This is a genomic window from Rhodococcus sp. P4_F5, assembly GCF_056401315.1.
The window spans coordinates 1-13424 of record NZ_JBFUJP010000037.1 but is presented as its reverse complement, the minus strand read 5'-3'; the positions used below and the strand labels follow the sequence as shown (position 1 = coordinate 13424).

The 13424-nt window shown below is 71.0% G+C and carries 13 protein-coding genes; 8 read left to right on the top strand and 5 right to left on the bottom strand.

The genetic code is table 11. The features are described from left to right. The first annotated feature begins 13 nt into the window (after positions 1-13). The 7 genes from AC1DU4_RS15890 to AC1DU4_RS15860 all read left to right on the top strand — a co-directional run bounded on the left by AC1DU4_RS15890 (position 14) and on the right by AC1DU4_RS15860 (position 6968). Positions 14-334: a 2Fe-2S iron-sulfur cluster-binding protein gene (locus AC1DU4_RS15890; RefSeq protein ID WP_477841379.1), complete on the top strand. Its 321-nt coding sequence runs from the start codon at positions 14-16 to the stop codon at positions 332-334. 2 nt (positions 335-336) lie between these two features. Beyond that, complete coding sequence (locus AC1DU4_RS15885; RefSeq protein ID WP_477841377.1) at positions 337-1605, top strand: NAD(P)/FAD-dependent oxidoreductase; 1269 nt, start codon at positions 337-339, stop codon at positions 1603-1605. A gap of 39 nt (positions 1606-1644) precedes the next feature. After that, positions 1645-2292 (top strand): HD domain-containing protein, encoded by a 648-nt coding sequence (locus AC1DU4_RS15880; RefSeq protein WP_072844939.1) that lies wholly within the window; start codon positions 1645-1647, stop codon positions 2290-2292. Positions 2293-2303: 11 nt separating this feature from the next. Further along, positions 2304-3767: an aldehyde dehydrogenase family protein gene (locus AC1DU4_RS15875; RefSeq protein ID WP_477841375.1), complete on the top strand. Its 1464-nt coding sequence runs from the start codon at positions 2304-2306 to the stop codon at positions 3765-3767. A gap of 45 nt (positions 3768-3812) precedes the next feature. Beyond that, positions 3813-5096 carry a helix-turn-helix transcriptional regulator gene (locus AC1DU4_RS15870; RefSeq protein WP_477841410.1) on the top strand — a complete coding sequence of 428 codons (1284 nt, stop codon included), beginning with the start codon at positions 3813-3815 and terminating at the stop codon, positions 5094-5096. Between the two features lie 154 nt (positions 5097-5250). Beyond that, the gene (locus AC1DU4_RS15865; protein ID WP_477841373.1) at positions 5251-6339 is read left to right on the top strand and encodes an S-(hydroxymethyl)mycothiol dehydrogenase; all 1089 of its coding nucleotides are present in this window, start codon (positions 5251-5253) and stop codon (positions 6337-6339) included. Then, on the top strand, positions 6336-6968 hold the full coding sequence (locus AC1DU4_RS15860; RefSeq protein ID WP_477841371.1) for an MBL fold metallo-hydrolase: 633 nt from the start codon (positions 6336-6338) through the stop codon (positions 6966-6968). The genes AC1DU4_RS15865 and AC1DU4_RS15860 overlap by 4 nt, the downstream gene beginning before the upstream one ends. A gap of 5 nt (positions 6969-6973) precedes the next feature. Here the strand turns inward: AC1DU4_RS15860 and fdhD are convergent, their stop codons facing one another. Both fdhD and AC1DU4_RS15850 read right to left on the bottom strand, forming a co-directional pair. Further along, complete coding sequence (gene fdhD / locus AC1DU4_RS15855; RefSeq protein ID WP_477841369.1) at positions 6974-7798, bottom strand: formate dehydrogenase accessory sulfurtransferase FdhD; 825 nt, start codon at positions 7796-7798, stop codon at positions 6974-6976. Next, positions 7798-10110 (bottom strand): FdhF/YdeP family oxidoreductase, encoded by a 2313-nt coding sequence (locus AC1DU4_RS15850; protein WP_477841367.1) that lies wholly within the window; start codon positions 10108-10110, stop codon positions 7798-7800. Before AC1DU4_RS15850 ends, fdhD begins: the two co-directional genes overlap by 1 nt. Positions 10111-10235: 125 nt before the next feature. On the opposite strand from AC1DU4_RS15850, the gene AC1DU4_RS15845 reads away from it, so the two are divergent. Further along, a complete protein-coding gene (locus AC1DU4_RS15845; protein WP_477841365.1) occupies positions 10236-11243 on the top strand; it encodes an iron-siderophore ABC transporter substrate-binding protein in 1008 nt (335 codons plus the stop codon). A gap of 28 nt (positions 11244-11271) precedes the next feature. Here AC1DU4_RS15845 and AC1DU4_RS15840 read toward each other — a convergent pair whose 3' ends face one another. The 3 genes from AC1DU4_RS15840 to AC1DU4_RS15830 form a co-directional block, all read right to left on the bottom strand. Further along, the gene (locus AC1DU4_RS15840) at positions 11272-11484 is read right to left on the bottom strand and encodes a hypothetical protein (RefSeq protein ID WP_477841363.1); all 213 of its coding nucleotides are present in this window, start codon (positions 11482-11484) and stop codon (positions 11272-11274) included. Next, a complete protein-coding gene (locus tag AC1DU4_RS15835; RefSeq protein ID WP_477841361.1) occupies positions 11481-12482 on the bottom strand; it encodes a synaptic vesicle VAT-1 family membrane protein in 1002 nt (333 codons plus the stop codon). Before AC1DU4_RS15835 ends, AC1DU4_RS15840 begins: the two co-directional genes overlap by 4 nt. 80 nt (positions 12483-12562) lie before the next feature. Next, positions 12563-13424: amidase (locus tag AC1DU4_RS15830; protein WP_477841359.1), on the bottom strand; the 862-nt coding region annotated here is incomplete at its 5' end.

The following is a 13424-nucleotide window of genomic DNA, read 5'->3' as shown; positions in this document are numbered from 1 at the left end:
GAGTGAGACACCCATGCCCAAGGTCACCTTCACCGATCACGGCGGCGCCACCCGCGTGGTCGACGGCAACGTCGGCGAATCCGTGATGGAGCTCGCGATGAAGAACGGGATCCCGGGAATCGTCGCCGAGTGCGGTGGTTCGCTGTCCTGCGCCACCTGCCACGTCTTCGTCCGCGAGGACGACTTCGCCGGGCTCCCCGCGTTGGACGAGATGGAGGACGAGATGCTCTACGGCACCGCGATCGACCGGGAGGACTGCTCCCGCCTGTCCTGCCAGATCAAGCTCACCGCGGACTCGGATCTGCACGTGAGCACGCCGGAAACGCAAGTGTAGAAATGAACACCACCACGGAGAAGTCGAACACCGGCCTGTTGATCATCGGCGCCAGCCAGGCGGGCGTGCAGTTGGCGGGTTCACTGCGGGCCCTCGGCTACGAGCCCCCGATCACCCTGCTCGGCGAGGAGGACCACCGCCCCTACCAGCGTCCGGCGCTGTCCAAGGACTTCCTGCAGGGCACGGTGGATTCGGAGTCGCTGATCTTCCGGACCGCCGAATACTGGGAGGAACACCGGATCCGCCTCGTCAAGGGCGAGCGGATCACGGCGATCGACAGGGAGTCGGACGGTTCGGGCGTCGCCACGGCCGCATCGGGGGCGCGCTTCCCGTTCGACCGCCTGGCCCTGACGGTCGGTGCGCGCGCCCGGCACCTGGACCTCGAGGGCAGCGAGCTGTCCGGGGTCGTGTACCTGCGCAATGCCGACGACGCGCTGGCACTGAAGGCGCTCATGCCGGGCGCGACCGACGTCGTCGTGATCGGCGGTGGGTTCATCGGGCTCGAGGCGGCCGCGAGCGCACTGAAGATGGGCAAGCGGGTCACCGTTCTGGAGGCCGGACCGCGGCTGGTGGGGCGCGCCGTCGGCCCGGAGACCTCCGAGTTCTTCCTCGACGCGCACCGCCGGCGGGGCCTCGACATCGAACTGGACGCGCAGATCGCGGCCGTCGAGGGTGTCGACGGCGCCGTCACCGCGGTCCGGATGGCCGACGGCCGGGTGATCGCGGCGCAGATCGTGCTCGTGGGCATCGGGGTGATTCCCAACGTCGAGCTGGCACAGTCGCTCGGACTGCTGTGCGACGACGGAATTCGTGTCGACGAGTATGCGCTGGCCTCCGACGGCGTGACCGTCGCGGTCGGGGACTGCGCGAACATGCCGAACCCGGTGCCCGGCGCGCCGGCGGGCGACCGGATCCGCATCGAGAGCGTCAACAACGCGATCGAGCACGCCAAGGTCGCGGCCTACTCGCTCACCGGGCGGAGGTCGGAATACGTGGGGATTCCGTGGTTCTGGTCGAACCAGGCCGACCTGAAGCTGCAGATCGCCGGGCTGTCGACCGGATACGACCACACCGTGGTCCGCCGCGACGACGCCAAGGGCAAGTTCTCCGTCCTCTACTACCGGTCCGGGCAGATCATCGCCGCGGACTGCGTGAACCACCCGCTCGATTTCATGGCGGTCAAGAACGCCCTGGCCAAGCGCGGGAACATTCCCGCCGGCCTCGCCGCCGAACCCGTCACCGCTCTGAAGACCATCACGACCGCGGCCTGATCGCACCTGGCCCACCGGCCACGAGAACCGAGGAACACCATGCTCATCACCACCAACCGTCCCGTCGACACCTCGCCGATCGAGCTGTCCGCGGCGGCCGGCACCGACCTCGACCGGATCTGGAAGTCGGTGATTCCCGAGACCCGCGCGCGCGGCAACGACATTCACCTTCCGATCTCGCTCGCCTACGCAGAACGGCTCTGCGCCGCCCATCCGGAGGCGGACGCACTGCTGGTGCGGGTGTCGATCCTGCTGCACGACACCGGCTGGGGCCGGGTCGACGAATCACGCATCATCTCCGAAGGATTCAGCGGCGACTGGCGCAAGGCCGAGATCCGCTTCGAGCACGAGCGGCAGGGCTGCCTCATCGCCGAGGAGGTGCTGCCGCCACTCGGCTACGACGCCGACTTCGTCGGCCGGGTCTGTGCGATAGTCGACGGCCACGACACCCGTCCCGACGCGAAGTCGCTCGAGGACGCGCTGGTGCGGGACGCGGACCGGTTGTGGCGGTTCTGCTCCACGGGAATCGCGTTGGCGTCGTCGTGGTTCGCGCTGACCCCTGCCCGCTACTGCGATCGGCTCGAGAGCGAGATCGTTCCGGAGTTCAAGACCGAGGCCGCGGTCGCGATCGCGGCGGCGGACCTGGTCCGCTCGCGGGCACTGCTCAAGACGGAGGTACTGCGGTGAAGGGTGCTGCGGTGACGCGCGACTCGGTGGACCTGCCGTACACCCACGTCGACGACATCTTCGTCGACGGGGCGTGGGTGCGGGTCAGCGGCGGCGAGCGCATCGACGTCGTCGACCCGGCCACCGAGGAGGCGTGGGGGTCGGTGCCCGACGCCTCCGCGGAGGACGTGGACCGCGCGGTCGGCGCCGCGGACCGCGCGTTCCGCGGCGCCGGGTGGTCCGACCTCGCGCCGTCGGCGCGGGCGGAGTACCTGCGGCGTTTCGCCGACGAGGTGGTCAAGCGCGCGGAACCGTTGTCCTGGACCAATACCCGCGAGAACGGCAGCCCGATCGCGGAGACCGGCGGCGCGGCGGCGAACGCGGCGGGGATCCTGCGCTACTTCGCGTCGCTGGCGCCGTACCTCGAGGCCCCGGACGTGCGTCCGTACCCGAACCGGCCGGGCGAGACCGTCGTCCATCGTGATCCGGTCGGGGTGTGCGCGCTGATCGCGCCGTGGAACTTCCCGATCAACCTGGTCGTCGCGAAGCTGGCGCCGGCCCTGATCGCCGGCTGCACGGTCGTGATCAAGCCGGCGCAGACCACGCCGTTGTCGATCCGCTTCGTGGTGGACGCGGCGGTGGCCGCCGGGATTCCGGCCGGAGTGATCAACCTCGTCACGGGGGCAGGCCGGACCGGCGACCTGCTGGTGCGGCACCCGAAGGTGCGCAAGGTGGCGTTCACCGGCTCCACCTCGGTCGGACGTCGGATCGCGGCCGCGTGCGGTGAACTGCTGCGCCCGGTGACCCTCGAACTCGGCGGGAAGTCGTCGGCGATCGTGCTCCCCGACGCCGATCTCGAGGCGATGTCGAACGTGCTGATCCGGTCCTGCATGCGCAACACCGGCCAGACCTGCTACATCGCCACCCACATCCTCGCTCCGGCGCAGCGGTACGACGAGGTGGTGGACATGGTCACCCGCACCGTGGCGGCCGCGAAGCAGGGCGACCCGTTCGACGAGGACACCGAGTTCGGCCCGTCCGCGACCGCGGACCAGCACGAGATCGTGCTCGGATTCCTGGAGTCGGCGCGTGTGGAGGGCGCTCGGGTCACGACCGGTGGCACGAAGGCAGAGACCGAGCGCGGCTGGTTCGTCGTGCCGACCGTACTCGCCGACGTGACCCCAGACATGCGTGTGGCCCGCGAGGAGATCTTCGGGCCTGTCGTCACCGTCACGCGCTACGACACCGTGGACGAGGCGGTGGCCCTGGCCAACGACACCGAATTCGGTCTGGGCGGCATCGTGTTCGGGCGAGACACCGACGCCGCGATGGCGGTGGCGCGCCGCGTCGACACCGGGTCGATCGGCATCAACTTTTTCGCCTCCAACCACAGCGCCCCGTTCGGTGGTCGCGGGGACTCCGGACTCGGGGTCGAGTTCGGGATCGAGGGCCTGGGTGCCTACCTGACGCCGCAGTCGGTGCACCGGACAGGCTGAGAGGCGGCTGCCGATAGGGTGCAGCGCGTGAGCAGTACGACCGGGATCAACGCGACGTGGAACGCCGAGAAGCCACTCCTCGACGGGCTGCGCAGTGTCCTCGTCGGCCCGCTGCCGGAGATCGGGCGCCGGTTCTCGATGCTGCTGGCGCCACAGTTCCCGCACTCGGCGCTGGTGATCTTCACCCGCGAGTGCACCGGCCGGCCCCGCAAGGTGGCGGGTGATCCGCGGATCACCGGGCGGGTGACGGTCGCCGAGCTGGATCGGCTACGGACCGAACTCGGTCCGGCGCAGCCGGATTCGTCGCGGGCACGGCGCGGGAGCGCGGTCCTCGCCGGGCGTGAACACCCGACGCTCGCGATTCTCGACCGCACCGACACCCTCCTCGTGATCGTGCCGGGCGCCATCGCGGACACCGATACGGACACGGACACGGACCTGCTGGCGTCGCTGTTCGCGGTCGTCGCGCTCGGCATCACCCTCCAGGTCGGACACGCGAGCCCCGCCTACCTCGCCGAGTCGCGGGCGGCGTCAGCCGAGCGAGCCCGCACCATCGCCGAACTCACCGGGGCGCATGCGGCGACGCTCGAGACGATTCTTGCGACGCTGCGCTCGCCCGACCTCGACGATGCCCGGGCCCGGGTCACCGCGCGAGAGTCCGCGACGTCGGCGCTGATCGGGCTGCGTTCGGCGGTCGATCGGCATCGGGAGCTGGCGGAGGAGGCGGCGACCACCGCGTTCGCCCGGCTGCGCGGCGAACTGCGTGGGCTGGTTCCGGAGGGCGTCGACGTCGAGCTGGTCGAACCACCGGTGGGCGGCCGGGGCCTTCCCGGGGAGGTCGCCCACGCCGCCCGCGCGGTGGTGCGGGGCGCTGTGCTGGGGCTGGTGGTACAGCCCGAGCTGCGTCGGCTGCGGGTGTCGTGGGGCTGCGACGGCGCGAGCCTGCTGATCGATGTCCGCGACGACGGCCGCGGCGTCGCCGACCTCGCTGAGTTGGACAGGCAGCTGCGGCCCCGTGTCGACACCCTCGGCGGCACGTACGAGTCGGAATCGACGCCCGGGTGGGGGTCACGACTGTCGGCGGTGCTGCCGCTGGATCCGCCGGAGGCGGGGAGCCGGCACACGCTGTCGGTACTGGGGCCGCGCGAGGTGGAGGTACTCGAGCATCTCGTCGCGGGCCGGCGCAACCGGGTGATCGCGGAGCGGCTTCAGGTCAGCGAGAGCACCGTCAAGTTCCACGTCGCGGCGGTGCTCCGCAAGCTCGACGTGGGTACCCGGGGCGAGGCGGCGGCGGTCGCGGTGGAGGCCGGGGTCCGGCCGGCGCCCTGACCTGACTCGACAAACCGGACCCGTACACCCCGCAGTTCGGTCAGGCGACACCGTCCTTTCGGTCAGGTCGTCGGGGCATGCCGGCCGCGTTACGGTCGACATGCGGGTATCGCAATGTGCGCACTCGCACCGTCGACAATTGAGGAGCCAGGCCATGCCGCAGCAGGTACGGGGAGTGATCGCGCGCGCCAAGGGCGCACCGGTGGAGATCGCGGAGATCACGATTCCCGATCCAGGCCCGGGCGAGGTCGTCGTCGCCGTCGCCTCGTGCGGCGTGTGCCACACCGACCTGACCTACCGCGACGGCGGGATCAACGACGAGTACCCCTTCCTGCTCGGCCACGAGGCCGCGGGAGTCGTCGAAAGCATCGGTGAGGGAGTCGATTCCGTCGAGGTCGGCGATTTCGTCGTGCTCAACTGGCGGGCCGTGTGCGGACAGTGCCGGGCGTGCAAGCGGGGTCGCCCGCAGTACTGTTTCGACACCTTCAACGCGACGCAGAAGATGACGCTCGAGGACGGCACCGAGCTCTCGCCCGCGCTGGGGATCGGCGCCTTCGCCGACAAGACCCTCGTCCACGCGGGACAGTGCACCAAGGTCGACCCGTCCGCGGACCCGGCTGTCGTGGGACTGCTCGGCTGCGGCGTGATGGCTGGCATGGGCGCCGCGATGAACACCGGCAACGTCGGCCGCGGCGACTCGGTGGCCGTGATCGGCTGCGGCGGCGTCGGCGACGCGGCGATCATGGGCTCGCGACTGGCGGGCGCGGGCACGATCATCGCGATCGACCGTGACCCCCGCAAGCTCGAGTGGGCGACGGAACTCGGTGCCACCCACACGATCAACGCCTCCGAGGTCGACGACGTCGTCGAGGCCGTGCAGGAGCTCACCGGCGGATTCGGCGCCGACGTCGTCGTCGACGCGGTCGGCCGCCCGGAGACCTGGAAGCAGGCCTTCTACGCCCGCGACCTCGCCGGCACCGTCGTCCTGGTCGGCGTGCCCACCCCCGACATGACGCTCGAGATGCCGCTGGTCGACTTCTTCTCCCGCGGCGGCTCGCTCAAGTCGTCCTGGTACGGAGACTGCCTGCCCGAGCGCGACTTCCCGATGCTCGTCGACCTCTACCAGCAGGGTCGGCTGCCGCTGGAGAAGTTCGTCACCGAGCRGATCGCGCTCGACCAGGTGGAGCAGGCGTTCGAGTCCATGCACCGCGGCGAGGTGCTGCGTTCGGTGGTCGTGCTGTGAGTGGCGCACTGCGGGTGGACCGCGTCGTCACCTCCGGGACGTTCGAACTCGACGGCGGAACCTGGGAGGTGGACAACAACATCTGGCTGATCGGTGACGACTCGGAGGTGGTGATCGTCGACGCCGCCCACACCGCGCAGCCGATCGTCGACGCGGTCGGTGGGCGGAAGGTGGTCGCGATCGTCTGCACCCACGGCCACAACGACCACGTCACCGTGGCACCGGAACTGGCGGAGCGACTCGACGCCCCGATCCTGCTGCACCCGGCCGACGACGTGCTCTGGCGAATGACGCACCCCGAGGTCGCGCACCGGTCGCTCGAAGACGGGCAGCGGATCGCGGTGGCGGGCACCGAGATCCAGGCGATCCACACGCCCGGTCACTCGCCGGGCTCGACCTGCCTGTACCTGCCGGAGGCGGGGGAGTTGTTCTCCGGCGACACCCTGTTCTCCGGAGGACCCGGCGCCACCGGCCGCTCCTACTCGGACTTCCCGACGATCATCGGCTCGATCCGGGACCGGCTTTTCGCCCTGCCGGCCGAGACGACGGTGCGGACCGGGCACGGGGACGCCACCACCATCGGCACCGAGGCCCCGCACCTCGAGGAGTGGATCGCCGCCGGTAGCTGAACCGGTCAGGCCGTCTTGATGCGCTGATCGCCGGTGTAGATGTTCATCGTCTCGCCGCGGAGGAACCCGACCAGGGTCAGGCCGGACTCCGCGGCGAGGTCGACGGCCAGCGAGGACGGCGCAGACACCGCGGCCAGCATCGGGACCCCGGCCACGACGGCCTTCTGCACCAGCTCGAACGACGCGCGACCACTGACCACCAGCACCGCCTCGGACAGCGGGACGCCGCCCGCAGTGAGCGCCCAGCCGAGCACCTTGTCGACGGCGTTGTGCCTGCCGACGTCCTCGCGGACCGCCAGCAGCGCGCCGTCCGCGGTGAACAGGCCGGCGGCGTGAATGCCGCCGGTGCGCTCGAAGACCTGTTGCCGGGTCCGCATGGTCGGCGGCATCGATGCCAGCACCGCGGTGGCGACGGTGAGCGTCGAGGCGGTGAGGTCGAACGGCGCGCGCACCCGCACCGCCTCGAGCGAGGCCTTGCCGCACACCCCGCACGCCGAGGTGGTCAAGAAGTTCCGCTCCGCGACAACGGGTTCCGGCGTTCCCGGGGCGAGTGCCACGTCGAGCACGTTGTAGGTGTTGGCGCCGTCGGCGTCCACCCCGTCGCAGTACCGGATCACCGAGACGTCCTGCGCCGAGGCGATGATGCCCTCGCCGAGGAGGAAGCCGTGGACCAGGTCGATGTCGTGGCCCGGGGTGCGCATGGTGACGGACAGCGACCGCCCGCCGATCCGGATCTCCAGCGGCTCCTCGACGGCGAGGCTGTCCGGGCGCCGGACGGTCCCGGTGGCGCTCACGCGCAGCACCGACCGTCGCGCGGTGACGCGCCCCATCATCGGCTCCCGGCGGGTTCGAGGCGCACCAGCACAGCCTTGGACACGGGGGTGTTCGACTTGGCGGCAACGTGATCGAGCGGCACCAGGGGGTTGGTCTCCGGGTAGTAGGCGGCGGCGTTGCCCTTCGGGGTGTCGTACTCGACCACCCGGAAGTCACTGACCCGGCGCTCCTCGACGGTGCCGTCGGCCGCCGTCCACTCCGAGACGATGTCCACGGCGGCGCCGTCGGTCAGGCCCAGTTCGGCGAGGTCGGCGGCGGACACGAAGATCACCCGGCGGCCGCCCTTGACGCCGCGGTAGCGGTCGTCGAGGCCGTAGATGGTGGTGTTGTACTGGTCGTGGCTGCGCAGGGTCTGCAGGATCAGCCGGCCGGGGGGAGTGGGCACCCAGCGCAGTTCGTTGCTGGCGAAGTTCGCCTTGCCGGTGCGGGTGGGGAACTCGCGCCGGTCTCGCGGCGGGTGCGGCAACTGGAAGCCGTCCGGCCGGCGCACCCGTTCGTTGTAGTTCTCGCAGCCCGGCACCACCCGTGAGATCGAGTCGCGGATCCGGTCGTAGTCGGCGGTGAACGCGGCCCACGGGACCGGGTGGCCGGGGCCGAGCAGCTCCTGGGCGAGATCGCAGACGATCGAGACCTCGCTGCGCAGGTGCTCGCTGACCGGCGTGAGGTTGCCGCGGGACAGGTGCACCATCGACATCGAGTCCTCTACGGAGACAAGTTGTTTCCCGCCGGCCTGGATGTCCTTGTCGGTGCGTCCGAGGGTCGGCAGGATCAGCGCGGTGCGCCCGGTGACCACGTGCGAGCGATTCAGCTTGGTGGACACCTGCACCGTCAGGGCGCAGCGGCGCAGCGCGTCCTCGGTGGCCGCCGTGTCCGGGGTCGCGCGGGTGAAGTTGCCGCCCATGGCCATGAACACGCCGGCCTTGCCGTCGCGCATGCCGCGAATCGCCTCGACGGTGTCCCAACCGTGGGCCCGGGGACTGGTGATGGAGAACTCGCGGTCGAGGGCGTCGAGGAAGGCGTCGGGCATCCGCTCCCAGATGCCCATGGTGCGGTCGCCCTGGACGTTGGAGTGGCCGCGGACCGGGCAGACGCCGGCGCCGGGCTTGCCCATCATGCCGCGCATGAGCAGCAGGTTGGTGATCTCCTGGATGGTCGCCACCCCGTGGGTCTGCTGGGTCAGGCCCATCGCCCAGCAGGCGATGGTCCGTTCGGACCGGGCCAGCGCGGTCGCCGTCTCGTGCAGCTGCGCCGACGTCAGGCCGGTCGCCTCGAGCACGACGTCGAGATCGACCGCGCGGACCCGCTTCTCGTACTCGTCGAATCCGGCGCAGTGCCGCGCGACGAACTCGCGGTCGACCACGGTGCCGGGTGCTGCGTCGTCGGCCTCCAGCAGCAGCCGCCCGAGTCCCTGGAACAGCGCCATGTCGCCGCCGAGCCGGATCTGCAGGAACTCGTCGGCGATGTCGGTGCCGCGGCCGACGACGCCGCCGACCCGCTGCGGGTCCTTGAACCGGAGCAGCCCGGCCTCCCGCAGCGGGTTGATCGCGATGATCTTGGCGCCGTTGCGCTTCGCGGCCTCCAGGGTGGAGAGCATCCGTGGGTGGTTGGTGCCGGGGTTCTGGCCGGCGACGAGGATGAGGTCGGCGAACTCGAGGTCCGGCACGGTGACCGAGCCCTTGCCGATGCCGATCGACTCGGTGAGCGCGCTGCCGGAGGACTCGTGGCACATGTTCGAGCAGTCCGGCATGTTGTTGGTGCCGAAACTGCGAATCATCAGCTGGTACAGGAACGCCGCCTCGTTGCTGGTGCGTCCCGAGGTGTAGAAGACGGCGCCGTCCGGGCTGGGCAGCGCCCGCAGTTCGTCGGCGATAATCCGGTACGCGTCGTTCCAGCCGATCGGGGCGTAGTGCGTCGCGCCCTCGCGCAGCACCATCGGCTCCGCCAGCCGACCCTGCTGGCCGAGCCAGAAGTCGGTCTTGGTGGCGAGTTCGGCCACCGAGTGCTCGGCGAAGAACTCGGGCCCGACGCGGCGCAGGGTGGCCTCCTCGGCAACGGCCTTGGCGCCGTTCTCGCAGAACTCGGCGGGCCGGCGGTGGCCGGGCGTCTCGGGCCAGGCGCAGCCGGGGCAGTCGAATCCGTGTCGCTGGTTGAGCCGGGTGAGGGTCTGCGCGGTGCGCACCACACCCATCTGCTCGACGGAGCGCTGCAGCGAGACCAGCACCGCCGGCACACCGGCCGCGTGGTCCATGTGTGGGGTGATCACCAGGTCGGATTCGTCGATGTCGGCGTCGGGTCCCTTGCGCGTCATGCGTCCATAGTGGACTCGCCGGTGAACGGCCGGACACGGACCGCGACAAATGGCCCGTCATTTCGGCTAGCCTTACCTCGCTTCGGTGAGGACCGAAGGGTTTGTGGCACGACGGAGGAGAGTCGATGGCAGACGTTGGACGGTTGACGCGTCGGGGATTTCTGATCGGGACGTCCGGTGCGCTGCTCGCGTTCGCCGCCGCCTGCAGCAGCAGCGGGGACGGTGACGGCGGTTCCGCCGGCGGGTCCGGGGCGACAGTGACCGACAAGTACGGGCAGACCGAGGTCGGCGCCGACCCCCAGCGGGTGGCGAGCGTCGGCTACAACGACCAGGACGCGATCCTCGCGCTCGGCACGGTGCCCGTCGGTGTCTTCGACTGGTACGGCAACCAGCCCGACGCGGTGTGGCCGTGGGCCCACGACCTGCTCGCCGGCGCCACGCCCGCGATCGTCGGCACCGCCAGCACCGGCATCAACATCGAGAAGGTCGCGGCCACCAATCCGGACCTGATCGTCGGCACCTACTCCGGCATCACGAAGAGCGAGTACGACAAGCTCAGTGCCCTCGCGCCCACCGTCGCCCAGCCCGCGGACTACGCGGACTACGGCGTGCCGTGGCAGGACCAGACCCGGATCATCGGCAAGGCGCTGGGCCGTTCGGACAAGGCCGAGGAACTGGTCACGGGGGTGCAGGACAAGTTCACCTCCGTCGCGGCCGCGAACCCGTCGTTCAAGGGCAAGACCGTCATCGTCGGCGCGCTCAAGGGCCCCGGCCAGTTCGGTGTCTACGGCCCGGAGGACCCGAAGGTCCGCTTCTTCACCGAGCTCGGCTTCGTGAACCCGCCAGTCACCCAGCAGATCACCACCACCAACTTCGCGCCGATCAGTACCGAGCAGCTCTCATTGGCCGACGCGGACCTGCTCGTCTGGTACGCGGGCGGCGGATACGGCGACAAGCTGCGCGCCGAGCTGGCGGCGACGCCGGTCTACCAGGAACTGGAGGTCGTCAAGGACGGCCGCGCCATCATCCTCGAGGACGAGGCCGCCGAGGCGATGACCTGGAGCACGGTGCTGTCGTTGCCGTACGCGCTCGACCAGATCCCGCCGCGGATCGCGCCGCTGCTCGCCAAGTAGCGACCACGACGCTGGTGTGCCGCTGCCGTCAGGGGCGCCGGCACACCAGCATTTCGTCGGCGCCGCGCTGGAACTCGTAGTCGACCGCGGTGACGGTCGTGTCGACGGCGCGGGCGGCGAGTCGATCGCGGAGCTCGCCCAGGTGCGGGTAGCGGGCCGTGCTGCCCGTCGGCACCAGCGGGAAGACGCGGACCTGGTCGCGGGCCACCCGGAGCGTGGCGCCGATGCTCGGAATGCTCACGGCACCAGCACCACCTTGCCGACGTTGCGACGCTCGGTGAGGATGCGGTGTGCCTCGGCCGCCCGGTCGAAGGGGACCACGTCGGAGACCACCGGCGCGACGGTGCCGTCGTCGATCAGGGCCCTCAGCGGGGTGATCCACGGCTCGAGGGTGCCGCGGTCGTCCCACAGCCGCAGCATGTTCAGCCCGATCACCGCCTTGGACTCGGTCATCTGGTCCATGGCGTTGAACCCACGGATCATGTTCAGCGCCTGGGGCAGGGCCTTGAGCAGATTGCGCTTGTCGCCGGAGACCACCGAGCTGGCGCCGAACGCGACAAGTCGTCCGCCCGGCCGCAGCAGTCGGTAGCTGCGGCGCAGCGACGCGCCGCCGAGCGCGTCCATCACCACGTCCATCGGCGGAAGATTCTTCTCCCAGCCCCGCTTTCGGTAGTCCAGGGCCACCTCGACGCCGAAACCTCGGATGGCGTCGTGCTTTCCGGGTGACGAGGTGCCGTACACCTGCGCGCCGTGTCGGGCGGCGATCTGCGTGGACGCGATGCCGACGCCGCCCGCGGCCGCGTGGATCAGCACCCGCTCGCCGGCCTGCAGGTTGCCGTAGCCGATCAGGCCGGCCCACGCGGTCGCGTAGTTGACGGGGATGGCCGCGCCCTGCTCGAAGCTCAGTGCGGTCGGCAGCGGCACCGCGTCCTGCTGCCGAACGCAGACCTCCTCGGCGTAGCCGCCGAACCGGGTGCCGGCGAAGACGCGGTCGCCGACGGCGAAATCGGTGACGTCCGAGGCGATCTCGGTGACGACGCCCGACACCTCGTAACCGACGACGCTGGGCAGGGGAGGGGCGTCGGCGTACAGCCCAAGTCGGGCCATCACGTCGGCGAAGTTGACCCCGGCGGCACGGACCTCGATGCGCAGGCCGCCGGGCGCGAGCGTCGGGGACGGCCGTTGCTGGACCTGGAGGACGTCGGCCTCGCCGTGCCGGGTGATCACCACTGCGCGCATGCTGTGGAGGGTAGCCGTGCGCGGCCGTCGCGGCCGGTCATCGGCGGCACTCCCACCCGACGGCGGAACCAGGCGCGCGGCTAGACGGAGATCGACGGCCTGCGCCCGGACCACGGCACCGCCTGCTCGAACTGCGCCGCCACCTGAAGCAGCAGGTCCTCCCGGCCGTGGGCGGCCACCAGCTGCACCCCGATCGGCAGGCCCTCGCGGCTCTGCCCGAGCGGCAGGCTGACCGCCGGGTTCCCCGAGACGTTGAACGCCGCGGTGAACGGCCCCACCTCGAAGATCCGCCGGATCCAGGATCGTGCCGACTGCCCGGGGGCGTCGTCGTCGTAGTCGAGCGTGCCGTGCGGCGGCGGCAGCTGCCCGATGGTCGGCGTCACCAGCAGGTCGTAGCCGGCGAGGAACAGTCCGACGGCACGGGTCACCCGGTGCTGGGCGTCGAGCGCGGCCATCACCTCGAGCGCGGTGAACCCCTGCGTCTCGGACAGGACCCGCCGGGACGTGGCCTCGAGCAGGTTCGGGTCCGGCCGGCGCGGCGCTCGCAGGATCGCGGCCCCGGTCGAGACCACCACCAGCATCGCCGCCTCCACCACGTCCTCGGCGGCCAGGTCCGGGCTCGCCGGCGTCACCGTGTGCCCGATCCACTCGAGCACCTGCGCCGCGGCGACCGTGGCGTCCCGGACCTGCGGGTCCACCGGGACCCCGGACCAGGCGTCGGTGGTCACGGCCACCCGCAGCCGCCCGGGGTCCGCGCGGATCGACTCCGCGTACGGGCGCGCCGGCGGGGCCGCCGCGTACTTCTCGCCGACGATCGGCCCCGAGACGGCGTCGAGGAGGTGGGCGGCGTCCCGGACGGTCCGGGTGAGGCCGAACTCGGCGATCTGCCCGAACCCGGCCTCCCCGACGAGCGGGCCGGACGGGGTGCGCCCGCGCCCCGGC

Excerpts from the sequence above, each read along its gene's own strand:
- AC1DU4_RS15885 (WP_477841377.1), top strand. The coding sequence starts at position 337 with ATGAACACCACCACGGAGAAGTCGAACACCGGCCTGTTGATCATCGGC.
- AC1DU4_RS15845 (WP_477841365.1), top strand. The coding sequence starts at position 10,236 with ATGGCAGACGTTGGACGGTTGACGCGTCGGGGATTTCTGATCGGGACG.
- AC1DU4_RS15835 (WP_477841361.1), bottom strand. The coding sequence starts at position 12,482 with ATGCGCGCAGTGGTGATCACCCGGCACGGCGAGGCCGACGTCCTCCAG.
- fdhD (WP_477841369.1), bottom strand. The coding sequence starts at position 7,798 with ATGGGGCGCGTCACCGCGCGACGGTCGGTGCTGCGCGTGAGCGCCACC.
- AC1DU4_RS15880 (WP_072844939.1), top strand. The coding sequence starts at position 1,645 with ATGCTCATCACCACCAACCGTCCCGTCGACACCTCGCCGATCGAGCTG.
- AC1DU4_RS15850 (WP_477841367.1), bottom strand. The coding sequence starts at position 10,110 with ATGACGCGCAAGGGACCCGACGCCGACATCGACGAATCCGACCTGGTG.
- AC1DU4_RS15890 (WP_477841379.1), top strand. The coding sequence starts at position 14 with ATGCCCAAGGTCACCTTCACCGATCACGGCGGCGCCACCCGCGTGGTC.